Origin of the sequence: Ochrobactrum teleogrylli (assembly GCF_037482325.1) — a bacterium.
GTDB classification, from domain to species: Bacteria; Pseudomonadota; Alphaproteobacteria; order Rhizobiales; family Rhizobiaceae; genus Brucella; species Brucella teleogrylli.
Genome location: NZ_JBBHKQ010000003.1, coordinates 130,913 through 156,434, shown reverse-complemented (window position 1 = coordinate 156,434; position 25,522 = coordinate 130,913). Strand labels below are relative to the sequence as shown.

Here is a 25,522-nt window from a genome sequence, read left to right as displayed (position 1 = left end):
CAATGTCGATAGCACCTGAAGAAGCAAACCCGGAACAGGCTTTGCAAGCGGTGGTACCTGCTCTGCTGGTCTCAAAGATTGCCAAGACTTTTGGGGGCGCACGCGCCCTTAAAGGCATCGATTTTTCCGTTGCCCCCGGCGAGGTTCACGGACTTCTGGGACAAAACGGGTCCGGCAAGTCAACATTCGTGAAAATTCTGTCTGGTTTCCACGCGCCCGATGCGGGGGGCTCGATATCCGTTTTCGGCAGATCTCTGGAACTGCCGATGCGCGCGGGCGCTTTCCGCGATTACCAGATGGCCTTCGTGCATCAGCATCTCGGATTGGTGCCTTCGCTTTCTGTTCTCGAAAATATGCGCGTTGCCACAATTACTGGGCAGAATACGTGGATCGACTGGCGTGTCGAGCGCAAAGCCGCCAGTGAGGCGCTTGAGCGTTTCAACATCGACATGGACCTCGAAGGTCGTATTTCTGCTTTGTCGCAAACCGATCGCGCTCTGATTGCTATCGTGCGAGCAGCGGAAGACCTGCGGATTGCCAGTGAGCAGAGTGGTCGACGCGGCATCCTCGTTCTGGATGAACCAACACCGTTCCTGCCTAAGGAGGGTGTCGCGCGCCTGTTTAAACTGGTGCGCCGGATTTCCGCACATGGCGACAGCGTCATTTTCATCTCGCATGACATTGACGAAGTGCGGGAGATCACGGATCGCGCAACTATCCTGAGAGATGGGCTCGTCTCCGGGACCCTGGTGACAAAAGATGCCGGTCATGACGACTTCGTCGAAAGCATTATTGGACGCCGCGTTATGCGAACCACGACAGCGTTGCCCGCGTCTGGGCCGAGCGCCATTCGCGTCCATATCAAGGATATTGCGGAGCCGGAACTGAATGTTCCCGAAATGCGCGTTGCCCAGGGTGAAATCCTCGGCATGACAGGACTCATTGGATCGGGCTACGAGAAGATCCCCTATCTTCTGTTCGGCGCGACGAAGACCGGCAGCGGCACACTTGTACTGGATGGCCAGGAAATAAATCTCACAAGCGCGTCTCCGAAACGTTCCGTCAACCTAGGAATGGCTTTGCTTCCCGCAGACAGACCGAAAGCGAGCGGAGCCATGTCGCTTTCGATTACCGACAACATGCAAGTGTTGAGCCTCGGTCGTTTCATGGGGCGTTTTGGCCTGCGACGAGCCGAGATGGTGAAGAGGTCAAAGGAACTCGGTGTGCAATATGAGGTACGCCCCAATGATCCAAATCTCAATCTCGGCGCGCTCAGCGGAGGCAATGCACAGAAGGTTCTTTTGGCCAAATGGCTGATCCGTTCTCCAAAATTCCTGATGCTGGATGAACCGACGCAAGGCGTCGATGTGGGCACCCGACAGCAGGTCTTCGACGTCATAAGGAAAGCGGCAGAGGGTGGTGCCGCAGTCATATGCGCCAGTTCAGATTTCGAACAGCTTGCCGATCTCTGTACCCGGGTTCTTGTGTTCTCAAAAGGCCGGGTCGCCACCGAATTGAGCGGCAGCGAAATCACAAAAGACACTATTGCGGAGGCCTGTTATGGTCACACAAGTATCAATGCAGCATGAAAAAAAGTCCACGACGCTTAGCTTTGGCCGCAATATCGAACGCTATGCGTTGGTCGGGGTCTGGTTTCTGATTATCGTCGCTTTTTCGATCCTTCTTCCGGGCATTTTCTTGTCCTGGACCAACTTTTCGATTCTTTTCGCCACACAGGCACCGGGCGCGGTGTTGGCACTCGCTTTGATCATTCCGTTGACCGCAGGCGATTACGATCTCTCGGTCGGTGCGACGCTGACCATGTCCGCTGTCACGATTGGTGTATTGAACGTCATTTACCAGTTGCCCATTGGAGCGGTGATTCCCATAGCACTCGTGATCGGCATTATCATCGGTGCGATCAATTCATTTTTCATCGTTTTCGTCCGTATCCCGTCGCTTGTCGTGACACTTGGTATGACATCAGTACTCACAGGCATCGTACAGTGGATGACGAACTCTTCCACGATTGGCGGCATTTCGCCAATTCTCACCAACCTTGTTTCTCGCGGCAAGTTTTTCGGCATCTCCTATGCGTTCTATTATGTCATTCTGATTGCGCTCATAATCTGGTTTGTTTTCGAATTCACGCCACTCGGGCGGCGTATCCTCTTCGTCGGCCGCAGCCGTGAAGTGGCGCGACTTTCCGGTATCGACGTTTCGCGTGTGCGCGTCGGATGCCTGATAGCCTCTTCCGTCCTCGCAAGCGTCGGCGGCATCGTCTATGCCGGCTTGCTCGGTGCAGCAGACCCGTTCTCCGGCCTGAACCTGTTGCTACCCGCCTTCGCGGCCGCTTATCTTGGCGCCACAGCAATTATGCCGGGACGTTTCAACCCCTGGGGTGCAGTGATCGCCGTCTATTTTCTAGCTACCGGCATCACCGGACTCACCATGCTCGGTATTCCGCTTTGGGTAACGAGCGCATTCAACGGTGCAGCTCTCATCCTGGCAGTCACCGTGTCGCAGTTCGCCCGTGGCCGCGAAGAGTCGGATATCGCGTGAGGTGTTGGAGATGATGGAACAATTCGAAACTGTCTTCCTCACCGGAGCAGCTGGCTTCATCGGTCGTAAAACTGCTGAAGTTCTGGTTCGGGCCGGGTATGGAGTGATCGCCACCGATACGGTTTCGCCACGAGAGCCCTTTTTGGATGGTATTGAATTTTACGCTGCCGACATTCGCGATATCGGCCTGCATGCCGGCAAAATCGCCGGACGATGCCAAAGCATCGTTCATTGTGGCGGTATCTCTGGACCGATGCTGCTCAACGACAATCCGGCAGAAGTGCTGGATATCAATATCCGTGGCACAACCCAGCTCCTTTCCCTGGCGGAGGCACTGAAATTTCGCCGTTTCATCGCAATGTCATCGGTTTCGGCCTATGGCAATGCAACGGACCTGTCGGCGATGGACGAAGACGCCGCTCTCACAGCTTCCACTTTCTATGGAACAAGCAAAGCGGCCACCGATCTCATTCTGCAAAGTTTTGCAGAAAGGCGCGGTGTTAGCGCTGTTGCTTTGCGCATAGGCTGGGTCTATGGGCCAGGGCGCATGACTGATGCGCTGATCCAGCCAATCGTTCGATCGGCTTTGGGAAAAAAATACGAACTCGCGACCGGCGCCGATCATTACCTCCAATTCGTTCACGTCGATGATGTCGCTGAAGCCATCAGAATGGCTCTTGCTGCTCCATCTCTGCCGAAAACGGCATACAATATCAACGGACGTGAATTCGTCCGTGTCGGCGATATGCTGGAGAAGATACGCCACCTGCTGCCGCAGATCAGTGCAGCCATCGGTACCGGTCTGCTACAGGATACGGATGTTCAAGGCCATATGTTAATCGATGCGGCCAAACGTGATCTCGGCTGGGAACCGGCCGTGAGCTTCGATATGGGTTTGGCGGCTTATATCGATTGGCTAAAGGAGCACCCCTATTGAACGCGAAGCGCTTTTCCGGAAAGCGTATCGTGGTTACAGGCGCGGCATCCGGCCTTGGCTACGCAACAGCCGTTCAGCTTGTACAGGAAGGGGCGCAAGTCATTGGACTCGACCGGCAAGTTCCGTCAGAACGCATTCACGGCGTAGAATTTTACACGGTCGATGTCACAAACCGGGCGCAGGTCGATGAGTGTGTCAATGCGGTTCGAGCAGACAGAGGGCCGTTCAACGCGGTTGCAGCCTTTGCCGGTATCGAATGCTCCGGCGCTATTGAAACTGTAGAAGACGCTGACTGGATGCGTTGTTTTCAGGTCAATCTCATGGGAAGTGTCAATGTTGTCCGTGCGGTTCTTGACGATCTGAAAAGGGCTCGTGGTGGTAATATTCTCCTTTGTTCCACACAACTTTCGATATCTGGCGGCAGAAACTGCATCGCTTATGCAACGTCAAAAGGCGCGATAAACTCGTTCTGCAAGAGCCTCGCCCTGGACTGCGCACCATTCCATATCCGTGTGAATGCGGTTGCGCCCGGTGCTATTGAAACACCCATGATGGACCGGGTCTTTTCACACACATCTCCTGAGGCTATCGAAGCATCGCGATTGCGCCATCCTCTCGGGCGCTTTGGAACTGCGCAGGAGGTCGCAAATCTGGCATGCTACCTCCTTAGTGATGAGGCGTCGTTTATTACCGGTACAGTCATGCCAATTGACGGCGGCTGGACTGCAGCCTGATTCAGAACAGACGCAAAAAATGAATACGCATGCAATTATTATACTTTTTAACGAAATGTTGTGCAGAGCTCTCCGTTGCAAAGTCCTCAAAAATTTGAGATGAGTTGCAAATAGTCGGTACGGGTGCTCGACTGTAAACTGTAAGTTGCGGCGCCACCGCTTATACCCAGAGTGCCTTCGAGATGCGTATGGTTGCGAGAGGTTTTTATGCAAGGACGTTCCCTGAGAACGACATCTTTTGACGTGGCTGCATTGGCGGGCGTTTCGCAATCGGCCGTATCGCGTGCATTCACACCGGGATCAAGCATCAAAGAATCGACACGCCAGAAAATTATCGAAGCGGCACGCAAGCTGAATTATGTGCCAAATTCGATCGCCAGCAGTCTTACGACCAATCGATCGAATATGGTCGCTCTCATTCTGGGCAATCTGCATAATCCGTTCTATGTGCATGTTCTCGAAACCTTCAGCTTCGAACTGCAAAAAATGGGGCGGCAAGCCCTGACCTTCGCGCTCGGCGATGGAACAAGCACCGACGATGCCATTCTGAAAATTCTTCAGTATCAGGTAGAAGCGGTCATCCTCACTTCTGCGCAGCTTTCCACACGAATGGTCAATCTTTGTCAGGATCGCGGAATTCCTGTTGCGTTGTTCAATCGCTATATTCCATTCAGCGGAACATATGGCGTGCGTTGCGACAATGTGGCGGGCGGTCGTCTTATTGCAGAAGCCTTTCTTGCTGCGGGCGCCAGTACTTTTCTCATGATCACCGGTGACCCAACCGGTTCGACGAGTCAGGACCGTGTCCGAGGTTTCGCCGAGCGGCTTCTAGAAAACGGGATCCGGCGTGAAAATATTCTCGAATATGCCGGTGGCTCCACTTACGAAGGCGGCGCAGCTGCAATCGATCGGCATTTCGCCAGCGGGCGCGACATGCCCGATGCAATCTTCGGCATCGCCGATATCATGGCGATGGGTGCCATGGACACGCTGCGACTGCGCTATGGGCAACGGATTCCTGAAGATGTGATGGTAGCCGGCTTCGATGGCATTCCGGAAAGCGGGCGCCCACCCTACCAGCTGACAACAGTGTGCCAGCCTTTACAACGCATGGTTTTCGAGACTCTGCAACTTCTCCAGCTCGACAACGCGGAGAAAGAATTCGACCTCCAAAAGGATGTCGCGGTTCCCGGCGAAATGCTCTGGCGCGCAACGATCCCGCGCATCTTCAGCAAATAAAACAACAGAAAAAACCAGCCGCAAAGCTTTGAGGCTCTGCGGCTGGTTTTGATTATTCTGCAGCCTGCGCAGTCGGAATAAACCCGAAACTGAACGGTTCAGGTTCACCGCGCTCACGCTTGCGCTCTGCCCGAAGAGCTGCGGTCTTCGTTTCATCAACCTGAGCATCCGGCGTCACCACGACACCATAGCCTTCGAAAGCCTGCTCGACCGAAACCAGATCATAGCGGACATCGCGCGCCACGAGATCTGCCGGACGGTCAAGCGGGTCTCCCCAACCTCCGGAGCCCGCCGTCCTGAAGACGATTACATCCCCGGCATTCACGGCCAGATTGTCAATCTTGGAGGGAATGCGTTCGGCTTTACTCTCGCCGTTCCGGATAAGCCATTTGCTTGACGTTCCGCCGAAAAGGCCACCATTGATACCCCATGGCGGAACAATCTCGCGGTCGTCATGGATGGAAACTTTGCCGGGCTCTAGCATACGATAGACTTTTTCGATGCCAGCGCCGCCACGGTTAAGACCAGGACCGCCAGAATCCTTGATCGGACGATAGCTGTCGATGAGGATCGGGTAGTAGTTCTCAATATACTCGATGGGTGTAGCCGAGAATAGCGGCCACCATGCATGACCGTCGAGTCCATCGCCGCGTGGACGCCCCGGAACACCGCCAAACAACAATTCCATGAGCTGGAAATATTTGTCGTTCTTGTCGTGTCCCGTATAGATAAAGTGGGGGCTGGTGCCGTAACCCGCCGCCATCGAAAGATGCGGCGCACGTTGACCGAGCGCGCCCGCCTGACAATCGAAAAAGCGGGTATGCGTGTTCAGGCGGTTTGAAAGAGCTGCCGGGAATCGTGGGTTGAGCAAACTGCCTTCTGGAAGAATGACTTCGAAGAGATCGTAGAAACCCTCGTTGAAGAGGATCGATGGATCGAACGCCATGATCATATAGACGCCGAAGAAAAGTTTGCAGAGGCCCTCATGGATATGGAAGTTGATCGGCCCTTCCGCCTGCTGGTCGGTACCGGTCCAGTCGAAAACCGCCTTTCCGTCCTTCTTGTAGATGGACAATGTCATCTTGAACGGACCGTTGCCGACACCGTCATCGTCGACATAGTCTGTAAACGAAACCGGTTCGTCGGTAATATATTTATCGATCAGCACGCTCATGGCGTCGCGCGTACGATCGAGAAGCATGTCGCACGCTTCCATATAGGTCTCACGACCGAAGCGATCGCACATTTCGCGCACGCGCAGCGCCGCAGTGCGGCAACCGGCGACGAGCGCCATGAGATCGGCGCGGTTCATATCCGGTGTGCGCGTGTTGTTGAGCATGATGTCGAGTACGCCCTTGTTGAGCACGCCCTTCTCATAGATGCGAACCGGCGGAATACGCAAACCTTCTTCCCAGATGGTGCGCGCATCGAATGGCATCGATCCCGGCACCTTGCCGCCCACATCGACCATATGGCCGAAAATGGAGGAAAAGCCGACCAGCACGCCTTCATGGAAGATCGGCAGCATCACGCACCAGTCATTATTGTGCGAGATGGATCCTTTGCAGGCATAGGGATCGTTCCACACGAAGATATCGCCGTCGTTCAAATCGCCTTTGAACTGTTCGACAATCGCGGGAATGTAGGAACCAAACTGACCGACGACCATTTGACCGCGTGCATTGCAGATCATCGGAAATTCGTCGTGCTGCTCGCGGATAACCGGGGACAGTGCGATACGGACGACAACACCATCCATTTCATAACGCGCATTCTTCAGAGCGTTCTCGATGATATCGAGCGTAATTGGATCAACCTTGGTCATCTCAGTTCCTCTTGATATTCGGCCAGATCAGCAGATTTCCATGCGCATCGACCTCGGCATAATGATCGGGCAGAAGCACCGTCGTCGTGTCGTATTGCCGGATGATTGCCGGTCCGGCCACGCGCTCGCCGACGCTCAATTTCGAGCGATCATAGTTTGGAGTGTCGATCCAGCGGCCCTTGAAATAGCTTCGACGTGTTTCAATAAGCGCGCTGCTCTGGCCATCGCCCGCGGCAGCAGGAGCGGCTTCTTCCACTGGCACGGTAGCGCCTGTTGCGATGACACGCAGCGCGACCAGTTCAACGGGGACGTGAAAGCGAACGCCATACAGCCGCTCATGGGTAGCATGAAACTTCTCGAAGACACTCTCGAAGCTTCCCCGACCTCGCAGCACGGCCTCATCAAGGTCGACCGTGACTTCAAATCCCTGCTGTTCGTAACGCAGATCAAGGGAATATTTCAGGGTGCGGTCTGCTGCTGGCACCTTTTCTTCTTCAAGCCAGATGAATGCTTTGGCTTCCAGTTCATCGAAGCGGCTCCAAACGTTTTCCGCGACAAGATTGGTACTGGAATGAATAAAAGTCTGAACGAATTCGTTCTTGAACTCCGATTCGAGAAAGCCCAGTGCCGAAAGAACACCAGGATTGGCTGGAACGACAACCGGATAGCAGCCCAGTAATTCTGCCATCGAGTTCGCGTGCAATGGCCCCGCACCACCAAAAGCAACAATGCCAAAATCACGCGGATCAAGACCGCGCTGCACGGTGATGACGCGCAACGCACCGAGCATGACCTCATTGGCGATGTCAATAATACCTTGAGCCGCGTCTTCTGCTGAAAGTCCGAGAGCTTCGCCTATCCCTGCGACGGCGTTCTTCGCGCCTTCCACATCGAGTTTCATATCGCCACCGAGCAGGACGGGCGGCAGATATCCAAGCACCACATTGGCGTCGCTAACCGTTGGTTCAGTACCGCCGCGGCTGTAGGCGACCGGTCCCGGTCTGGCGCCAGCGCTACGCGGGCCGACACGCAGCGATTTGGTCAGTTCAGAAACCTCGGCGATGGAACCACCGCCAGCGCCGACCGAGCGGACGTCCAGCGTCGGCACCTTAGCCGGGAAAGGCCCTACCTCTGTTGAGCGGGAAATCGTCGGCTCGCCGTCGAGGATGACCGAAACGTCGGTAGAGGTTCCGCCCATGTCGAAGGCAAGCAGTTTTTTGATCCCAGTTCGGCGAGAAACCATGACCGTGGAAGTCACGCCGCCTGCAGGACCGGACAGCACCGTGTGAACCGGGCGTTCGGAAGCTGCTTGAGCACTCATCAAGCCACCATCGGAACGGACAATATGCAGACGGGCGCTAACGCCGTCTTCCTTCAGGCGCTTTTCGATACGCGAAAGATAGCGCGTCATGATCGGACGGACATAGTCGTTCATCACCGTCGTGATGGCGCGATCATATTCGCGGAATTCCGGAAGAATATCCGATGATAAAGAGACTGGAATATGCGGAAAACGCTCAGCCACAATCTCGGCCAGCAGCCGCTCGTGAACCGGGTTTGCATAGGAATGCATAAGTGAGATGGTCAGCGCTTCAATGCCCGATGAACACAGGTCATCAATGAGTGCGGCAGCCTTTTCGCGATCCAGCTCGCGCACGACTTCACCCCGCGCATTGAGGCGCTCTGGGATGCCCCTTGTATCGGCCAGCGAAGCAAGTGGATCGGGTTTGTCCATGACGATCCAGCCGAACAGCGGACCGGGCGTCCAGGATTTGGCGAGATGCAGAGTGTACTCGAAGCCTTCTGTCACCAAAAGGCCCACTCTTGCGCCTTTTCCTTCAAGAACGGCGTTTGTGGCCACCGTCGTTCCATGCAGGATCAGCGAGATGTCGCTGGGCGCAATGCCAGCCTTCTCGCAAATCAGCTTTACGCCATTGGCGACGCCGACAGACTGATCTTCCGGAGTGGAAGGTGTCTTGGCTTGGTATGTGCGCTTGGTTTTATCGTCGTGAAGAAGCAAATCAGTGAATGTTCCCCCGACGTCGACTCCGAGTCTCATCGATCTTCCTTTCTTATTGACGCATGCCGAACAAATTTTGAAAGAACTTGCATGCGCATGCAAAATCACTATAGTGCCAGCTAATCGATAGACGCAAGTTCTTTCAGAACAGCAACTTCAATTTGTTTTCAGCCCACCGAAACGGCCGGGCGAGACTGCCAGGATCGTATTGATGAGTGGAAATTCGGCTCGGCCGCGTACGCTATATGAAAAGATCTGGGACCTTCATGTGGTGAAGAACTATTCGGATGGAACTTCGCTTCTCTATGTCGACAGACACCTTGTGCAGGAAGTTTCAAGCCCGCAGGCATTCGCTGGCCTGCAAGCGTCGAAACGCCCCATCCGCAGGCCAGAGGCGCATATTGCCGTTGCCGATCACGCCGTTCCGACCACGCGCCGCGATCAGATTCTCGCGGAGGGGCTTGCCTCGCGACAGGTAGCACGACTTGAGGAAAATTGCCGGTCCTTCGGCGTGCCTTATATCCCCATGAGAGACCGCCGCCATGGCATTGTGCACGTCATCGGCCCCGAACTCGGCTTCACCTTGCCTGGAACCGTGGTTGTATGCGGTGACAGCCATACCTGCACTCACGGCGCCTTCGGTGCGATCGGCTTTGGAATCGGCGCCAGTGAATGCGAATGCATTTTTGCCACGCAGACGCTGCGCCAAGCCAGGCAGAAATCGATGCGCATCCGCCTTGAGGGCGATCGCCCCCGTGGTGTCGAGGTCAAGGATTTGATCCTCGCCATCATCGGCAAGATAGGAGTTGGTGGCGGCACGGGTTATGCCATCGAATATGCCGGGTCGGCTGTGCGCGCCCTGTCCATGGAGCAGCGCATGACACTGTGCAACATGTCGATAGAGGCCGGTAGTCGGGTCGGCGTGGTTGCACCTGACGAAAAGACATTTGCTTATGTGAAAGATCGGCCGCTAGCACCGAAAGGCAAAGTTCTGGACGAAGCCATCGCTTTCTGGAAGGGCCTCCCTTCAGACAAAGATGCCATTTTCGATCAGGAAATCGAGATCGACGTTTCTACGCTCTCGCCTTTTGTGACATGGGGAACAACGCCTGAAGAATGCGCCCCCATCAACGCCCTTGTCCCGGACCCTGCCCGGGAAACGGATCCGGCGCTACAGGCACGCATGCAACGAAGTCTTGCCTATATGGGACTCAAACCCGGCACCCCCCTTACCGACATTCGTATCGACCGCGTGTTTATCGGCTCATGCACAAACGGACGCATCGAAGACCTGCGTGCAGCGGCAGCGGTGGTGGGCAATGGAAAGGTTGCCGGTCATGTCGAAGCCATCGTGGTCCCTGGTTCGGATGCCGTGCGGCGTCAGGCAGAAGCTGAAGGCCTTGCCCGCATTTTCATCAATGCCGGTTTCCAGTGGCGCGCCTCCGGTTGTTCCATGTGCGTTGCAATGAACGACGACCGGCTGATCGAGGGCGAACGCTGCGCATCGACCTCCAACCGTAACTTCGAGGGAAGACAAGGCAAAGGTGGACGAACGCATTTGATGAGCCCGCCTATGGCTGTCGCCGCTGCTCTGGCGGGACATCTCACCGACGTTCGCGACAAGGGGGGTCTATCATGAAACCGTTTGATAACGTTCAAAGCGTCGCGGCCAGCATCAATGAAAATGACCTCGACACGGATATAATCTTTCCCGCGCGTTTCCTGCTGCTTCTCGACAAGAAGGGTTTGGGAGAGCATGCGTTCCACGAACGGCGCGCGGCCCCGGATACAGCGCCCTTCGTCCTCGACCTGCCGCCGTTCGACAAGGCGGAAATCCTCGTCGCCGCCAGAAACTTCGGCACGGGATCGAGCCGCGAGCAGGCTGTCTGGGCGCTTGCAGATTTCGGCATTCGTGTGGTTATTGCTGAAAGTTTTGGTGAGATTTTCTATGCCAACTGCTTCAAGAATGGGGTTCTGCCCATCGCAGCCGACAAAGAAGACCTTATGCGCATCCGCGCATCTGCGGAAGCTGGAGAGATGCTAACCGTCGACCTGTTGACGCAATCGATTACACTCACTTCAGGCCCGGTAATCAGCTTCGATATCCCCCCGCATCGCAAGGAAGCGCTTCTGCGCGGACTCGATGATATCGGGTCCATTCTCGCAAACGATGCCGATGATATCGCTGCCTTTGAACAAGGCCAGCGGCAAAAGACGCCGTGGCTTTATCTTTCGACTGAACAACTTTCATATTTTAACGACCTGGAAAGGGAGACCGCTCTTGGCAGACCAGGAAAACCTTGACGCCAATTACAAACGCGCTTTCGGCAAGCGCCTCGGTTACGGTCGCAAACCGGCTTTGATCCTCATTGACTTCGTTGAAGCCTATTTCGATCCGAACTGTGCGCTTTATGCCGGCGTGGAAGACGCGCTCGCCTCGGCCGTTCGCCTCGTCGATATGGCCCGGGCGAACGGTATTCCCGTCCTCTATACCAACGTGGTCTACGCCGATGGCGGCATAAATGGTGGGCGCTTTTATCAAAAGTCAATGACGTTACACAATTTCATCAAGGGCAGTCCAATGGGCGCGTGGGCCAAGGGCGTTGCGCCGCAACCGGGCGAAATTGTCATATCCAAACAATATCCGAGTGCATTCTTCGGCACCTCACTTGCATCGACACTTGCCTCGCTCGGCATTGACACCCTGATCCACACCGGCCTCTCAACCAGCGGCTGCGTTCGCGCCACATGTGTGGATTGCTCGTCGCACGGCTTCATTCCGATCATCGTTCGCGATGCTGTCGGTGATCGCCATTCGGCGCCGCACGAAGCGAACCTCTTCGACATGGACGCCAAATATGGCGACGTCGTCAATGAAACGGACGTTATCACCTATATGAAATCATGGAACAATTGATATGACCAAACCTTCCCTGAAAGCCGCCCTTGCCTCGGGCCAGTTTGTCGTGGCGCCTGGAATCCACGACATGATCACTGCAGCCGTCTTTAACAAGATGGGCTTCGACTTCGCCTATGCATCCGGATACTGGATGACTGCTTCTGCCTATGGCCTCCCCGACGCTGGCATCGCAACCTACACCCAGATGGTTGACAGGGTTAGGACGCTCTGCACCATGGTCTCGGCCGGTGTCATCGCCGATGCCGATACTGGCTATGGCGGCCTTCTGAACGTGCATCACACGGTGCGCGGCTATGAGGAAGCGGGCGTACGGGCAATCCAGATCGAGGATCAGGAGTTTCCAAAAAAATGCGGCCATACGCCATTCAAGCGCGTGGTTCCGGTCGAAGATATGGTCGAGAAGATCAAAGTAGCAGTCGATGCGCGTCGCAGCCCCGAAACTCTGATCATCGCTCGAACCGACGCGCGCCAGACCGACGGGTTCGAAGGCGCTCTGAAGCGCATGGAAGCCTATGGCGAGGCGGGAGCCGACATCCTGTTCGTCGAAGCGCTGGAAAGCGAAGACGAAATGCGTCAGGCCTGCCGTCGTCTGAACCGTCCGACCATGGCAAACATGGCCGATGGCGGATTGACGCCGATCCGCTCAACAAAGGAATTGCAGGAGTTGGGCTACAACATGGCGATCTTTCCATCGGCAACTGGGCTTGCTGCTGCGCGTGCAGCAGAGATCGCCTTCAGCGTATTGAAGGCGGAAGGGACATCTAATTCGCCCAATCTCGATCTCTTTTCGTTCAAGGAATTCAACTCCCTGATCGGATTCGAGGATGTCTGGGCGTTCGAGCGCAAATGGGCGCGCAAATAAGTGGGAGGTTACTGTGACGAGAGTGGCATGTGTCGGAACCGGTCTTGTCGGTTCTGCCTGGGCTGTCGCCTTTGCCCGAGGCGGCTGTGATGTTTCCATGTTCGATGCGGCGGGAAGCGATGCCTATGATCGCTCCCGAAGCTTGATTGCTGAAACACTGATGTTACTGGAAGAGAGCGGCTCGATCGCCGAGTCCGCTCGGTCCATAATGGCACGCATTTCTTATCATGACCGGCTGGACGATGCCGTCGATACGGTCGATCACGTACAGGAATCCGCCAAGGAGGACAGAGACGTCAAGCGCGAACTGTTCGCCCACCTTGAAGGGCTGGTGCAGCCTTATACCATTCTGGCCTCTTCCACCTCCGCCATCAAAGGATCGGAGTTTTTAACAATCGAAAGCGCCGAACGTGCTTTGGTTGCCCATCCGGTCAATCCACCATCTCTCATTCCCCTCGTGGAATTGTGTGGAACGCCCGCGACGAGCGCCGCAACAATCGAGCGGACTCATGCTTTCATGACATCGCTCGGAATGGCGCCAGTTACGTTGAATAAGGAAATCGACGGCTTTTTGCTCAATAGATTGCAATACACGCTCGTCGCCGAAGCACTGCATCTTGTCGGTGAGGGTTACTGCTCCGCATCCGACATAGATCGTGTCGTCACCGAAGGGCTGGCCCTGCGCTGGGCGACGATCGGTCCCTTCGAAGTTGCACATCTGAATTCGCCCGATGGTTTCCGTGGTTTTGTGAATCACCTCGGCCCGATGATGCGCAAAATGGGCAAGGAGGCGCGCACTGACTACGACTGGCCGGATTCCCTAGCCACCAAAATTCACAACGAGCTGCTTCAAACAATACCAGAGGAAAACTTCGGGCTTCGCCAGTCATGGCGCAACAGCAACATCATTGCGACGCGGACGATGCAAAATGCCACCGCCCAGAACTTTCAATCATTGATCGATCAAAAAGCAAAGGGGAACGACAATGACCAATCCGGAACAGAATCTAACCACCCAGTATAAAGCCGGAATGCGCCGCCTTGCCGCGGGAGTTTCGCTCATCACGACCGGACAAGGCGATACTCGCGGCGGACTGATCGCCACTGCGGTCAATTCGGTTACAGCCGAACCACCAACACTTCTGATTTGTGTCAACCAGAATGCTTCGGCACATAGCATCATTGATGTCTGCGGCAATTTTTGTGTCAATATTCTACCATCGGCATATATCGACATAGCCGACCAATTCTCAAGCTCCGCAAAGAGGCTCGAAAGGTTCGCAAAGGGTACGTGGCAAACACTCCAGTCCGGAGCACCCGTTCTGGTTGGGGCACTGGCATCGTTCGATTGTCGCGTCTCGGATCGAATAGCCTATTATTCCCATACTATATTTTTTGGTGAGATTCTCGACGTTCAGATGGCTGATGCGGAAATGGAACCGCTCATCTATCTCAATCGTCATTTTCACGGCGGCGTGTCACCGACTTTGCTCAATCCAACGTGACACATATATCATTCACTCGCCTGCAGGCATACGGGCTCATCGAAGTTTTCGGGACCCTCATTCGAGTACAAGCTGCAGCTAGGTATCTGGAAACCACACTTCAAAATATACGTATTCGCATAATACCAGATTGAATGAGCACTTCCCAAAGCCACGAATACTGTACCAGATTTAAGCAAATTGGTAATTTGTTCGTATATATCTAAATACGACGGATTACATCGCGTCTTCAAAAATAGAGGAGGAGAACATGGATTTGGCGGACCTGATGGAGCTTATGGATCAGATAGAACGAAAATATTCTCAAAAGTTGCGACAGAGTTCTGCGATATATTGGATCTGAGACAAGTTTGTCGTTCGCCTATTAACCTGCCGCTTGTCAGGCTATGAGCACGTGGAGGACAGCCCGCGAATCTGTTCCATAGCCTCGCGTGGAAGAGAACCCAGAAAAGCCACGGGCAACTTGAGTGCGTAAACGGCGACTGAACTGCTTGCTCCGTCCGTTTCCGGTATCCAACCGGACTCGAACCCTCTTCTTGCCAGCAAAAGTCTGGTCCAATGTGCAGATTACACTGAGTTCAAACCAACACTCCTGCCAGATTCGGCCCTTCGTATCGAGAGCCGTCCGCTGGGTATAGTTTTGTCTAGAGCGACTGAGAGGGCTTACTGATCGCCAGTCAAGAACATCGGCCTTTCCCAATAAACCACAATTCTTCAACGAGTTAGAACAAATTGCGTCTCTCTGTCTTTGCACAAAATTGAATGACAATCGCGGTCGGCACGGTTCGAATTAAAATCGAGTCTTTCTTAATATCGCGAGAACGTATCCTGTGAAGTTTGGCCATCAAATTGACTCGCTACAGTAACGCCGCAATCGATAAATGGTCAGCACATTTTTATCGAGTAACAGAAATGCAGTAGCCATATTCAATTTCGGCTTTCAGCTCTCTCCTGCTCAGCAACGAGCTCGTAGCTCCATCGCACATCTTGCTGCATGGCAAGTTTGGCGGCTTCAGGATCATGGTCCTTCAATGCATCTATGAGATTAAAGTGCTTGTGGTCGCGTCCGGAGAGTTCACGAACAGGTATCTCCTCGTGAAATGTTCGGAGGAACGGGCCCATCAACGCCCACATACTTTCACATATGGATTCAATGTAGGGCAGTCCTGCCAGCGTTAATATTCGAAAATGGAAGTCACGATTGATGCGGCTAGCGAGCTCTGGATCAGTTGCAGCGGCTTTAATGAAGCTTTCGTTCAAACTAACAAAATCTTCGATCTGCTTCGGGGTTACGATCTCAGCAACACGCTGCGCTGCGATACCTTCCAGTTCGACACGAATTGAAATGATCTCCCGCAAATCGCGGGAGGTCAGCTTTGGAACGACGATCGATGTCGCCGCTCTCATTTCCAGCGCCTTTTCGCTGACGAGGCGAAAGATCGCCTCGCGTACGGGGGTAATGCTCGTCCCATACTGCTCGGCCAAGGCCGCGATCGTCAATCGCTGGCCTGGACGGAAGTATCCATCCATCAATCCCTGTCGCAGCTCTTGATAAAGCTGCGTTGAAAGGCTTGCTCGGGACAATGATTTGGTTTGCATCTAGCCCTCTTAACTAATTTGGGAAGGTTATAATGCTTCCAACGCGTTCCGACCAGCATGGAAACCCCTGCGAGATCCACTATCCACCGTATCGATACTCAGGCACACCCCTGACGCCCAAACCATCAACGGCAAAAAGAGAGCCAGCCAATGGGCCGGTTTCTTTAATACCTGGAACAGGCGCTTCTTTCATGGAAGTAACATAGAGGCGATCAAGATTACGTCCGCCAAACATAACACTGGTTACGCAGACAATGGGCATATCAATACTTAACACTTTGTCACCCGCTGGGTTGAACCGATGGATCTTGCTTTTATAAACGCCTGCGCTCCAGACATGCCCTTCCGCATCCACAGTAGCGCCATCCGGCAAGCCATCCTCCGGACCGAATTCGCAGAACTTTCGCTTATTGCTGACATTTCCGCTATCAAGATCGTAGTCATACGCCCAAATCGCCCGTGAGCGACTGTCAGCGAAATAGAAAATACGGCCATCCGGGCTCCAGCATGGGCCGTTGGAGACCACAATGTTATCATCAATCATCCGAACTGTTCGATCAGCGCCAACGCTGTAAAGTTCCGCATCGGCGCCCTTTTCTGTGATTTCGATGCTGCCGGAAACGAAGCGCCCACGAGCATCGACCTTGCCGTCATTCATTCGAACTGTAGATGCTTTGTGCTTCACGTTTTGAATAAGGCTGATCGCTCCCGTTGTGAAATCAAACGTGTAGAAGCCATCGGCGAGCGAAAGGATCGCTCCGCCTTGTTCTCGCAACGCCAGCGAACCAATTTTCTGCGGCACGTCCCAGCTTTCGACGCCACTACCATTTTCGTCGCTACGGAAGATTTTAGCGCCATAAGAATCGATCCAATAAAGCTTCTGTTCGCCAACATCCCACAACGGTCCTTCGCCCAAAATGGTTTTGCAATCGACGATCGCCTTGATTTCCATCGTTGTAATTCCTTCCATGTCAGAGCCCGGGGCTCTTGCGTCGGTGGGCGCTGACCGCGACGATCAGGAGAACGCCCTTTATGATCATTTGATAGTAAGTCGATATATTCAAAAAATTCAGCCCATTAGCGAGCAATGCCAGAAAGAGGACGCCACCGACAGGGCCAGAAACGCCTCCCAGCCCACCTGATAATAGTGTTCCACCGAGCGCGGTTGCAGCAACGGAATCAATAGCAAATTGCGAACCGACAAGCGGATCGCCGCTGGCAAGACGTCCGGCCACGTTAATTCCGCCGACGCAAGCCAACAACGAGGAGAAGACATAGGCGGCCGCTACAACCCTGTTGGAATTTACGCCGCCGAGGCGGGCATTGTCGGGATTAGAGCCACTGGCAAGCAGATGCAGACCGAACCGGCTGCGCGCCAGCGACAATCCAGCAATGAATACGGTGAGAACCGCAAGGCAGACCGGATACGGCGCGCCGTAGAGATTACCATTCGAATAGGTGACCAACCAGCCAGGAACCGCTCCGCCGGGGATGGGACGGAGCAGAAGCGCTACGCCCTGAAGCGCGGTCATCGTGCTCAACGTCATCAGGATCGGATGGACACGCAACCACACTACGCCATAGGCGTTGAATGCGCCGGTGACGAGCGCGGCAAGAATGGCAAGCGGCACCGCCCAAGGACTATTCATGCTTACGATCGCAGTCGTCAGACTAACAACAGACCCGACGGAGAGATCCAGCCCTCCGGTCAGCACAACGATCGCCTGCCCTATGGTGACGAAAATGAGGCTGGCCTGCTGATTCAAAATGTTGGTGAGGTTCAGCGGCGACAATATTCCCGGAGACATTACCCCGAGAACGATGACCAGGAGGAATAGCAATGCCAAAACAGGCCAAGCGGACCGCCGCCGCAAAGCAATCGCCGAATGAGATGTCAGCAGGTTCATTGCGTTCGTCCTCCGACGGCTGCTTGCATAATCAATTCTTCTGTCACCGATTTTCCGTCGAACTCGGCAACCGTCGCGCCTTCGCGAACAACGATGATACGATCACAGAGGCCGATCAGCTCCGGAAGTTCCCGGGAAGTGACAAGGACGGGCACACCGCGGTCTGCAAGATTACGGAGTAGCGCATAAATTTCCGATTTTGCTCCGATATCGACGCCACGTGTCGGCTCTTCGCATATCAGCAACTTCACGCCACGCAGAAGCCACCTTGCGAGTAGCGCTTTTTGCTGATTGCCCCCCGAAAGCTCCCCGATAGGCTGCGACGGTGAACCAAGGCGAATATTAAGCTTGCCGATCTGTTTAAGGATTTCATCCTTGGGAGTTGGCGCCAGACGAAACAATCCGCGTCCTGGCAGCAGACTGGCAGCAATATTGCGATCAACGCCCAGCGTTGGATAGATGCCGTCTCCCTTCCGGTCTTCCGGGATCAGGCCAACGCCGGCGCGAATGCCTCCCCTGGGATCTGAGTGACGGATAGCATCGCCAAATAGCCGGATTTCACCGGAAGTTGTGGGCCATCCCTCGAATAGAGCTCGCGTAATTTCGATCTGTCCTTGCCCTTCCAACCCCGCCAGTCCGATAATTTCGTTCGCCCCCACCGAAAAGTCTACCGGGCCCGGGAGACCCTCTGTAGCTACATCTACAAACTCCAATGCTGGCGACACATGAGCAGATGCTTCTTCTGAGCGCGACGGATAGAGCTGCCCTAAATCTCTCCCAACCATCGTAGAGATCAACTGGTCAGGGTTCGTATCAGCGACATGGAAATGACCGGCGAATTGTCCGTCTTTCAGGACTGTAACCTCATCGCAGAGGTCAAATAGCTCAGGCAATCGGTGCGAGATATAGAGAATACCCTTGCCCTTAGCCTTTAGAGTTCGCACCAACCCAAAAAGCTGTTCAGCCTCGCGGTCTCCCAGAGCTGCCGTTGGCTCGTCGAAAACAAAGATGTCGGCATCTCGCATGACCCCCTTGGCGATTTCCACCATCTGTTGATCCGCAACGCGCAGTCGTGATGTTACGATCGCCGGATCGATTGACAACCCCAGACCTTCAAGCACGCGCCCACTTTCGTCTTCCATTTTGCGGCGATCAAGGCCGCCAAACCGTGTTCGATATTCGCGGCCGAGAAATAAATTCTCAGCCACGGACAGATTGGACAGCAGGATAAACTCCTGGAAGATCGTAGACACTCCAGCAACGCGCGCCTGCTCGGCATGCGCCAAGGAAACGTCTTCTCCCTTTATCCGCAGCGTGCCTGATGACGGCTTAAAGACACCTGAGAATATCTTCATCAAAGTCGACTTTCCCGCACCGTTCTCGCCGAGCACCGCATGAACGGTGGATGGGCGCAGGCGGAGCGAGACGCCCTTGAGCGCCTCCACTCTTCCAAACGACTTCTTTATGTCTATTGCTTCCAGAAGCATTGCGTTTAATCCGCTACCCACATCATTTCGCATAAATGCTTTTCAGCGTTTCCTCTGGAAGGCTTGAACCGACCCAATATGCATCGCTCAGATCAGCGTTATAATATTTGGATATTTCATCCTTGGTGATCGGTGCCGGGCGTAGCAAATAGTCCTTTGCAACTGGTTCTCCCTTCAGCACGCGAAGTGCCGCGATGACGGCCTGCTGGCCGAACCATGTGGGGTATTGTGGCGCAACACTGGTTAGGTCCATTTCCTGCCAAATGCGCAAGAAACCATTATTACCCTCGCCCGTCATCGGAACCAGCGGCAAACCGTTCTCATTGAGCACTTCCGCGCAAGCTTGTGTCATGGCGCCGCCGGAAGACCAGATGCCATTCAGGTCAGGGTGCGCCGTCAGAAGCGATTCACAAACTCTCTTGCCCTTGTCATAAGCCCAATCTCCAAAGGCCGTATCAATGATCTTGATATCTGGATAGTTCTTCAAAACCTCTTCGACCCCCTTCCATCGATCATTATCGATCGAATTTCCGGAAATGCCACGGATCCCGATAATGTTGCCTTTTCCACCCAATGTTTTGGCAAGAAACTCTGCACCAGCGCGACCGAAATCAACATCATCACCCAGAATCTTCACGGTGTAATCTTTTGAACCGGCATCGGACGAAAAAATCACCACGGGAATTCCCGAAGCATAGGCTTTATCGAGAACACCGTTTAAGGCCACTTCAGAACCCGGCGCGACGAGAAGCGCATCGACCCCGCGCGCTAGCAGATCCTCGATATCGGCAACCTGCTTGTTAGTATCACCCCCAGCATCAGTAACCACCATTTCCTTGATTTCGGAATGTTGCCTGGCTTCATACTTTGCTTCTTCAATCATCTGCACGCGCCAGGTGTTGACGACGGAGATGTTGCTAAGGCCGATGACAAAACTCTCCTTCTTGGACGGTTGCAGCGTCTGCGTTTGCGCGCCTTCCGCCGCCTGAAGAGCGGGACTTAACTCAATGCCAGACTGCGCTCCGGCGATAGCAGTAGACGCCATGAGGCTCGCGGCGGCGAGAATTCCCAATATGTGACAATTCATTTTCTTCCTCCCACTATGCGCATATTGCGCCCTTTACTCCGGTTGTCCGGATATTTCAGCCTTTGCGGCGCACGGCGATAGCCGCAGCACTTGCGATGATTACACCTTGAATAATGAGTTGGACCGGCTGCGGCATGCCAATACCGGTAAGCAAGTTGGCGAGAAATGTCAGCGTCAGAGCCCCAACAAAAATGCCGATCACGCCACCTTGGCCACCGCCGAAACTCGTACCGCCAAGTACGACCGCCGCAACGGAAGCCAGAACAATGTCTGAGCCAAGATTGAGCGTGCCTGTGCCGATATATCCCGTCAGGATGATCGCGGAGATTCCCGCCAGGAGCCCACTCATTACATGAGCAAGATAAAGTCCCGGCACCACTAACAAGCCACCAAGCCTAGCAGCGGAATGACTACTACCGATGGATCGAAGTGTATGCCCAAATACGGAACGCCGCAGTATGACGGCGACTATAACAGCCACCACAATCAGTACGAGCCCCGCCAAGGGAAAAATGCCAATGCGTCCCGTAGCCACATATCGAATGATCGGGTTTACCTGACCGCCAGGTGCGCCACCACTAACGATATAACTTGCCCCGACGAGAATTATCGACATTCCAAGAGTGACTACAACGGCGGAAGCCCGCATGCCGACAATCAGAATTCCATTCGCCAAGCCGACAATAGCGCCAATTGCCAGCGGCAACGCCAGCGACCATATGGGCGCGCCCTTCGATATCATCGGTAACGCGAGCACGACATTGGAGAGCGCCATAACACCCCCAACTGAAAGATCAATCGAACGACCGATCATGGGCAAGCTCTGACCGATCGCCGCCAGAGCCAACGGAGCAGCTTGACGTAAGACGATCAACATAAAGGGGATCGACAGCAAACGCGGCTGCAGCACCGCCGCGCAAGCCAACAACAATACAAGCGCGGGATAAGCGGGCGTCGAGACGATCGCCAATAGCGCTCGCCGCATCACTTCACAGACGCGGCTTTCACGGTTGATTGCGAACCCGTTTGTCATTTGCCTCCCCTAAGCACTCGCTCCAACTTGCAGCATTGCCATAGACCGACGCGTCTTTCAAGGCATGATGCATGATATATCTTAATTTCGATCAGGCGACCGAGTAGCCACCATCGACAGGTAGAACCACGCCGTGCACGTAAGATGCGTCCGAAGAAACAAGGAAACGGATCACTTTACCGATTTCATCGGGTTCGGCCCAACGTTCCAGCGGAATACGCGCGGCGATACGCGGGCCGCGTTCCGGGTCGTTTTTGGCCTTCGACGACATACGCGTATTGACCCACCCTGGAGCCACGGCGTTCACTCGAATGCCTTTCTTGCCCCAAGCGACAGCCATGGAGCGCGTCAGCGAAACAATCGCACCTTTCGACGCAGAATAAGCGGGGGAGCCCGCCGAACCAAAGAAACTCCACATAGAGGCGATGTTCACAATGGAACCGCCTGCAGCCTCCAATCCCGAAAGCGCCGCTTTAGCCGCCGCAAGACTGGCTGTCAGGTTGATATCCATAACGAAGCGAAAATCGTCGATCTCCCATTCCTTGTCGTGGCGGAGTACACCGGCGCAATTGACAAGGGCATCGATGCGATCCGTGCGTTGCATCAAGCTGTCGAGTTCTTCAATGCTTGTAACGTCAGTTTTTACAAACTCCACGCCTTCCGGCAGCTCATCTTCTCGGTCCATCCCACCAGCGATGACGCGATAGCCATGCGCCACCAATTGCGTTGCCGTAGCAAGGCCGATACCCGTGCCACCGCCCGTAATAATAGCCGTTTTCATGTCGTTTCCTTTCAGCACATTCGTGCTCAACCTCAAGAATTCAAAAACTCTTCGGCAACTGAACGAATGCCGGCACCATCTAATTTGTAGTGCGCATAAAGATGGGTCGGTGGCGCAATGAGACTGTACTCGTCGTAGATCCCATGCCGCTTGAGTTTGACGCCAGCGCCTTCATCAGCCAAAACCTCGGCTACAGCCGCGCCAAGCCCGCCCAGAACATTGTGCTCTTCAACAGTCATCATTTTCTTCGTGCGTGAAGCAGCAGAAAGTATAGCTTCGCGATCAAGAGGCTTGATTGAAGCCATATCGATCACCCCGATAGAGCGACCATTGGCATTCATCGCACGGGCCGCTTCAAGCGCCCCGTGAACAGCCATACCGCAAGCAATAATCGTCAGCTCTTCGCCCTGGATGTGTTCATGCGCCTTGCCGAAAACGAAGGTCGTATCCTTGTCGTAAACAACTGGATCTCGACCCCGACCGATACGGAAATAAATCGGTCGATCATGATTGGCCGACGCGCGAATGGCTGCTTCGAGCTGAGCACCGTCCGCAGGCGAGACGACGGAAAGATCGGCAATCGAGCGCATCGTTGCTATATCTTCTGTTGCGTGATGCGACGTCCCGTAGAAGCCCAGCGATATACCAGTATGATGGCCAATCATTCGCACCGGTTGCGCGGAGTAAGCAACGTCCATGCGGATCTGCTCGCAGGCGAGCAGTGCGATGAAAGAAGCAAAAGTCGCGACAAACGGCGTAACACCGCAGGAAGCAATGCCAGCTGCAACACTCACCATGTTCTGTTCGGATATGCCGAAGGAAATGTATCGGTCAGGGTAAACCGATGCAAACCGATTGAGGCCGTTCGAATATTGCAGATCGGCAGAACCCGCCACAACGTTGTGACCAGCCTTCACAAGATCAATCAGACCGTTCGAGAGATGATCAAGGCCGGGATTTGCTGCGTTCAAGCCACGATATTGCCAGGAATTGGGAGAAAGGGTGTGGTTCATGGTTAGATCTCCCGCGACTTGATTTCAGCAATGGCGGCTTCGGCATCCGATGGATCGAGATAACCCAGATGCCAGCCCGGCTCGGTTTCCATATAGGAGACGCCCTTGCCCTTCATGGTCCTGGCTATAATGCAGCAAGGAACCTGACGTTGGTCATCGGCGCGCACGCGCCGTAGTAGCTCGGTCGTTGCCGCCACGTCATGTCCATCAACGACATGAACCTCCCAGCCGAAGGCGCGCCATTTCTCATCCAGTGGTTCGACGTTCATGATATCATCGACCTTACCGTCGAGCTGATAACCGTTACGGTCGATGATGGCGATCAGGTTGCGGGTCTTGTGTTGGGCAGCACCGATAGCCGCCTCCCATACCTGGCCCTCCTGCATTTCCCCATCACCCATCATGCAGAAGACTTTGTAGTCTTCGCCGGTCCAGCGCTGCGCCAATATCATGCCAAGCCCATTTGAAAGCGCATGACCGATTGAGCCGGACGAAAAATCCACGCCTGGAACCTTGCGCATATCGGGATGATCACCGAGCGGGCTGCCAAGACGGGTATAGTTGTCGAGCCAGTCCGTAGGAAAAAAGTCGAGATCCGCATAGATCGGAAACAGTCCAACCGCTGCATGACCCTTGCCAATTGTGAACCGGTCACGCGACGCCCAGTTCGGTTCGCCACGTCGAATACGCATCACATCGTAATAGAGTGCGGCGAATATCTCCGCCGCGGAGAATACCGACGTATAATGACCCGTTTTCGCGATCTCAATCATTCGAACTGTTTCCAGACGGATAAATTGTGCACGCTCCTTGAGCATTGCAACTGTCTCATCCGACGGTTCGAAGCTGTTGGACTTGTGCGCTGTCGATGCGCCAGCCATTGAAGCCATTATTATAGTACTCCTGGTTTTGATTGCTAAGAGCACCGACCGGCGATCTCGACTTGACGCATTGCGTCAATGAGATCGGCTTCGGTTAAAGTGCGAATAAAGTTACTGGCGTGCGGTGCAGCAAGTGTTGGCCCGGCGATTGCTTGCAAATCAGAAGCGCGGACGTCGGCGACGCCCAAAGCTGATAGTGACTTTGCCAATCCGACATCTTCATAGAAAGCGCGCAGATCGGTCAGAAAATCATCCGAACGCCCCTCAAGTGTCAGTTGGACAAGCAGTCCATAGGCGACCTGTTGTCCATGCATTGCTTTCGCCGCTTCTGGAACACGCGATAAGCCGCGCGTCATCGCATGAGCGATTGAAAGACCCCCGCTCTCAAACCCGAGCCCTCCCATAACGAACAGTGCTTCCACCAGCTTTTCGAACGCTGAACCAGGCTGCTGGGTTCCCGCTATCGCCAGTCCGTCCACTGCGTATTCGCGCACCGTTTCATAGGCCGCTTCGGCCAGTCTCAATGCGGAAAGCGAAGGACGCTCACCGAACATCGTCTTGCCTTGAACCTCGTAACATTGCTTCGCTTCAAAGGCTTTTGTGATCGCATCCCCAATCCCCGCGACAAGAAGAGTGCGCGGCGCGCTCGCAATAATCTCGGTGTCTGCAATCACCGCGCGCGGGTTTGCAGCAAGATGTGCGACTTCAACAAGCACCAGGTTCTCGTCATAAATAACGTAGTTTTTTGATGTCGGCGCATCATTGGCTGCAGCCGTTGGCGCGGTGACAATCGCACAGTGCAGCCGATCACTGAGCGCTTTGCCTGTATCAATAGCTTTGCCTCCACCAACTGCGACGATCGCATCCACTCGTCCGCCAAATTGACCTGTCTTAACCGCCGAGACCAAATCTGCGATTGCGGCATATGTGACGTCGCCTGAAAATGGCAGAACTTGTACCTGAAGCTCAGCTTGCTCAAGACTCTTGAGCAACCGATTTTCTAGCATTGACAACACAAACGCATCCGCCAGAACGACAATGCGTTCACCTATTTCGCGAACGATACTACCGATACGGTCAAGACAACCGGGCCCTTGATAATATCTCGATGGAGAACCGAAGACGATCAT

At 54.4% G+C, this 25,522-nt stretch carries 23 protein-coding genes; 11 read left to right on the top strand and 12 right to left on the bottom strand.

What is annotated here, in order from left to right; genetic code table 11:
• Positions 1–2 precede the first annotated feature (2 nt).
• From WIX40_RS23370 to WIX40_RS23350, 5 genes are all read left to right on the top strand, one after another.
• On the top strand, positions 3–1,589 hold the full coding sequence (locus WIX40_RS23370; protein WP_339442541.1) for a sugar ABC transporter ATP-binding protein: 1,587 nt from the start codon (positions 3–5) through the stop codon (positions 1,587–1,589).
• On the top strand, positions 1,561–2,562 hold the full coding sequence (locus WIX40_RS23365) for an ABC transporter permease (protein ID WP_339442540.1): 1,002 nt from the start codon (positions 1,561–1,563) through the stop codon (positions 2,560–2,562). The genes WIX40_RS23370 and WIX40_RS23365 overlap by 29 nt, the downstream gene beginning before the upstream one ends.
• A gap of 10 nt (positions 2,563–2,572) precedes the next feature.
• Positions 2,573–3,499: an NAD-dependent epimerase/dehydratase family protein gene (locus WIX40_RS23360; RefSeq protein WP_339442539.1), complete on the top strand. Its 927-nt coding sequence runs from the start codon at positions 2,573–2,575 to the stop codon at positions 3,497–3,499.
• A complete protein-coding gene (locus tag WIX40_RS23355; protein ID WP_339442537.1) occupies positions 3,496–4,233 on the top strand; it encodes an SDR family NAD(P)-dependent oxidoreductase in 738 nt (245 codons plus the stop codon). The genes WIX40_RS23360 and WIX40_RS23355 overlap by 4 nt, the downstream gene beginning before the upstream one ends.
• Positions 4,234–4,440: 207 nt before the next feature.
• Complete coding sequence (locus WIX40_RS23350) at positions 4,441–5,472, top strand: LacI family DNA-binding transcriptional regulator (protein WP_171319559.1); 1,032 nt, start codon at positions 4,441–4,443, stop codon at positions 5,470–5,472.
• A 52-nt stretch (positions 5,473–5,524) separates the two neighbouring features.
• Here the strand turns inward: WIX40_RS23350 and WIX40_RS23345 are convergent, their stop codons facing one another.
• Complete coding sequence (locus WIX40_RS23345) at positions 5,525–7,297, bottom strand: hydantoinase B/oxoprolinase family protein (protein WP_339442534.1); 1,773 nt, start codon at positions 7,295–7,297, stop codon at positions 5,525–5,527.
• 1 nt (position 7,298) lies between these two features.
• The gene (locus WIX40_RS23340; protein WP_171319561.1) at positions 7,299–9,356 is read right to left on the bottom strand and encodes a hydantoinase/oxoprolinase family protein; all 2,058 of its coding nucleotides are present in this window, start codon (positions 9,354–9,356) and stop codon (positions 7,299–7,301) included.
• A gap of 172 nt (positions 9,357–9,528) precedes the next feature.
• On the opposite strand from WIX40_RS23340, the gene leuC reads away from it, so the two are divergent.
• From leuC to WIX40_RS23310, 6 genes are read left to right on the top strand one after another with little or no spacing between them, the layout of a single operon-like run.
• Positions 9,529–10,956: a 3-isopropylmalate dehydratase large subunit gene (gene leuC, locus WIX40_RS23335; protein WP_339442532.1), complete on the top strand. Its 1,428-nt coding sequence runs from the start codon at positions 9,529–9,531 to the stop codon at positions 10,954–10,956.
• On the top strand, positions 10,953–11,621 hold the full coding sequence (gene leuD / locus WIX40_RS23330; protein WP_171319563.1) for a 3-isopropylmalate dehydratase small subunit: 669 nt from the start codon (positions 10,953–10,955) through the stop codon (positions 11,619–11,621). The genes leuC and leuD overlap by 4 nt, the downstream gene beginning before the upstream one ends.
• Entirely contained in the window at positions 11,599–12,234 is a 636-nt protein-coding gene (locus WIX40_RS23325; RefSeq protein WP_339442531.1) for an isochorismatase family protein, read from the top strand. The genes leuD and WIX40_RS23325 overlap by 23 nt, the downstream gene beginning before the upstream one ends.
• Before the next feature lies 1 nt (position 12,235).
• Positions 12,236–13,099, top strand: coding sequence for an isocitrate lyase/PEP mutase family protein (locus WIX40_RS23320; RefSeq protein ID WP_171319564.1), 864 nt, complete (start codon positions 12,236–12,238; stop codon positions 13,097–13,099).
• Positions 13,062–14,123, top strand: coding sequence for a 3-hydroxyacyl-CoA dehydrogenase NAD-binding domain-containing protein (locus tag WIX40_RS23315; protein WP_339442529.1), 1,062 nt, complete (start codon positions 13,062–13,064; stop codon positions 14,121–14,123). The genes WIX40_RS23320 and WIX40_RS23315 overlap by 38 nt, the downstream gene beginning before the upstream one ends.
• Positions 14,086–14,604, top strand: a complete 519-nt coding sequence (locus WIX40_RS23310; RefSeq protein ID WP_339442528.1) for a flavin reductase family protein — start codon at positions 14,086–14,088, stop codon at positions 14,602–14,604. Before WIX40_RS23315 ends, WIX40_RS23310 begins: the two co-directional genes overlap by 38 nt.
• A 927-nt stretch (positions 14,605–15,531) precedes the next feature.
• Here WIX40_RS23310 and WIX40_RS23305 read toward each other — a convergent pair.
• The 10 genes from WIX40_RS23305 to WIX40_RS23260 form a co-directional block, all read right to left on the bottom strand.
• Positions 15,532–16,203, bottom strand: coding sequence for a GntR family transcriptional regulator (locus tag WIX40_RS23305; RefSeq protein WP_339442527.1), 672 nt, complete (start codon positions 16,201–16,203; stop codon positions 15,532–15,534).
• Between the two features lie 79 nt (positions 16,204–16,282).
• Positions 16,283–17,155: an SMP-30/gluconolactonase/LRE family protein gene (locus tag WIX40_RS23300; RefSeq protein ID WP_339442525.1), complete on the bottom strand. Its 873-nt coding sequence runs from the start codon at positions 17,153–17,155 to the stop codon at positions 16,283–16,285.
• 19 nt (positions 17,156–17,174) lie between these two features.
• Positions 17,175–18,110, bottom strand: a complete 936-nt coding sequence (locus tag WIX40_RS23295) for an ABC transporter permease (protein ID WP_339442524.1) — start codon at positions 18,108–18,110, stop codon at positions 17,175–17,177.
• Positions 18,107–19,597: a sugar ABC transporter ATP-binding protein gene (locus WIX40_RS23290; RefSeq protein ID WP_339442523.1), complete on the bottom strand. Its 1,491-nt coding sequence runs from the start codon at positions 19,595–19,597 to the stop codon at positions 18,107–18,109. Before WIX40_RS23290 ends, WIX40_RS23295 begins: the two co-directional genes overlap by 4 nt.
• A gap of 22 nt (positions 19,598–19,619) precedes the next feature.
• On the bottom strand, positions 19,620–20,684 hold the full coding sequence (locus tag WIX40_RS23285; protein ID WP_339442522.1) for an ABC transporter substrate-binding protein: 1,065 nt from the start codon (positions 20,682–20,684) through the stop codon (positions 19,620–19,622).
• A gap of 55 nt (positions 20,685–20,739) precedes the next feature.
• Positions 20,740–21,717, bottom strand: a complete 978-nt coding sequence (locus WIX40_RS23280) for an ABC transporter permease (RefSeq protein WP_339442520.1) — start codon at positions 21,715–21,717, stop codon at positions 20,740–20,742.
• 91 nt (positions 21,718–21,808) lie between these two features.
• A complete protein-coding gene (locus WIX40_RS23275; RefSeq protein ID WP_339442518.1) occupies positions 21,809–22,498 on the bottom strand; it encodes an SDR family NAD(P)-dependent oxidoreductase in 690 nt (229 codons plus the stop codon).
• 32 nt (positions 22,499–22,530) lie between these two features.
• The gene (locus WIX40_RS23270) at positions 22,531–23,511 is read right to left on the bottom strand and encodes a transketolase family protein (RefSeq protein WP_339442516.1); all 981 of its coding nucleotides are present in this window, start codon (positions 23,509–23,511) and stop codon (positions 22,531–22,533) included.
• 2 nt (positions 23,512–23,513) lie between these two features.
• The gene (locus tag WIX40_RS23265) at positions 23,514–24,401 is read right to left on the bottom strand and encodes a transketolase (RefSeq protein ID WP_371834174.1); all 888 of its coding nucleotides are present in this window, start codon (positions 24,399–24,401) and stop codon (positions 23,514–23,516) included.
• Between the two features lie 26 nt (positions 24,402–24,427).
• Positions 24,428–25,522, bottom strand: a complete 1,095-nt coding sequence (locus tag WIX40_RS23260; protein ID WP_339442514.1) for a glycerol dehydrogenase — start codon at positions 25,520–25,522, stop codon at positions 24,428–24,430.

What these genes read in the sequence shown, in the direction of transcription:
- WIX40_RS23350 (WP_171319559.1), top strand. Translation starts at nt 4,441, where the DNA reads ATGCAAGGACGTTCCCTGAGAACGACATCTTTTGACGTGGCTGCATTG.
- WIX40_RS23280 (WP_339442520.1), bottom strand. Translation starts at nt 21,717, where the DNA reads ATGACAAACGGGTTCGCAATCAACCGTGAAAGCCGCGTCTGTGAAGTG.
- WIX40_RS23275 (WP_339442518.1), bottom strand. Translation starts at nt 22,498, where the DNA reads ATGAAAACGGCTATTATTACGGGCGGTGGCACGGGTATCGGCCTTGCT.
- WIX40_RS23260 (WP_339442514.1), bottom strand. Translation starts at nt 25,522, where the DNA reads ATGATCGTCTTCGGTTCTCCATCGAGATATTATCAAGGGCCCGGTTGT.
- WIX40_RS23285 (WP_339442522.1), bottom strand. Translation starts at nt 20,684, where the DNA reads ATGAATTGTCACATATTGGGAATTCTCGCCGCCGCGAGCCTCATGGCG.
- WIX40_RS23360 (WP_339442539.1), top strand. Translation starts at nt 2,573, where the DNA reads ATGATGGAACAATTCGAAACTGTCTTCCTCACCGGAGCAGCTGGCTTC.
- WIX40_RS23290 (WP_339442523.1), bottom strand. Translation starts at nt 19,597, where the DNA reads ATGCTTCTGGAAGCAATAGACATAAAGAAGTCGTTTGGAAGAGTGGAG.
- WIX40_RS23305 (WP_339442527.1), bottom strand. Translation starts at nt 16,203, where the DNA reads ATGCAAACCAAATCATTGTCCCGAGCAAGCCTTTCAACGCAGCTTTAT.
- WIX40_RS23295 (WP_339442524.1), bottom strand. Translation starts at nt 18,110, where the DNA reads ATGAACCTGCTGACATCTCATTCGGCGATTGCTTTGCGGCGGCGGTCC.
- WIX40_RS23365 (WP_339442540.1), top strand. Translation starts at nt 1,561, where the DNA reads ATGGTCACACAAGTATCAATGCAGCATGAAAAAAAGTCCACGACGCTT.
- WIX40_RS23315 (WP_339442529.1), top strand. Translation starts at nt 13,062, where the DNA reads ATGTCTGGGCGTTCGAGCGCAAATGGGCGCGCAAATAAGTGGGAGGTT.
- leuC (WP_339442532.1), top strand. Translation starts at nt 9,529, where the DNA reads ATGAGTGGAAATTCGGCTCGGCCGCGTACGCTATATGAAAAGATCTGG.
- WIX40_RS23270 (WP_339442516.1), bottom strand. Translation starts at nt 23,511, where the DNA reads ATGAACCACACCCTTTCTCCCAATTCCTGGCAATATCGTGGCTTGAAC.
- WIX40_RS23345 (WP_339442534.1), bottom strand. Translation starts at nt 7,297, where the DNA reads ATGACCAAGGTTGATCCAATTACGCTCGATATCATCGAGAACGCTCTG.
- leuD (WP_171319563.1), top strand. Translation starts at nt 10,953, where the DNA reads ATGAAACCGTTTGATAACGTTCAAAGCGTCGCGGCCAGCATCAATGAA.
- WIX40_RS23370 (WP_339442541.1), top strand. Translation starts at nt 3, where the DNA reads ATGTCGATAGCACCTGAAGAAGCAAACCCGGAACAGGCTTTGCAAGCG.
- WIX40_RS23265 (WP_371834174.1), bottom strand. Translation starts at nt 24,401, where the DNA reads ATGGCTTCAATGGCTGGCGCATCGACAGCGCACAAGTCCAACAGCTTC.
- WIX40_RS23340 (WP_171319561.1), bottom strand. Translation starts at nt 9,356, where the DNA reads ATGAGACTCGGAGTCGACGTCGGGGGAACATTCACTGATTTGCTTCTT.
- WIX40_RS23300 (WP_339442525.1), bottom strand. Translation starts at nt 17,155, where the DNA reads ATGGAAATCAAGGCGATCGTCGATTGCAAAACCATTTTGGGCGAAGGA.
- WIX40_RS23310 (WP_339442528.1), top strand. Translation starts at nt 14,086, where the DNA reads ATGACCAATCCGGAACAGAATCTAACCACCCAGTATAAAGCCGGAATG.
- WIX40_RS23320 (WP_171319564.1), top strand. Translation starts at nt 12,236, where the DNA reads ATGACCAAACCTTCCCTGAAAGCCGCCCTTGCCTCGGGCCAGTTTGTC.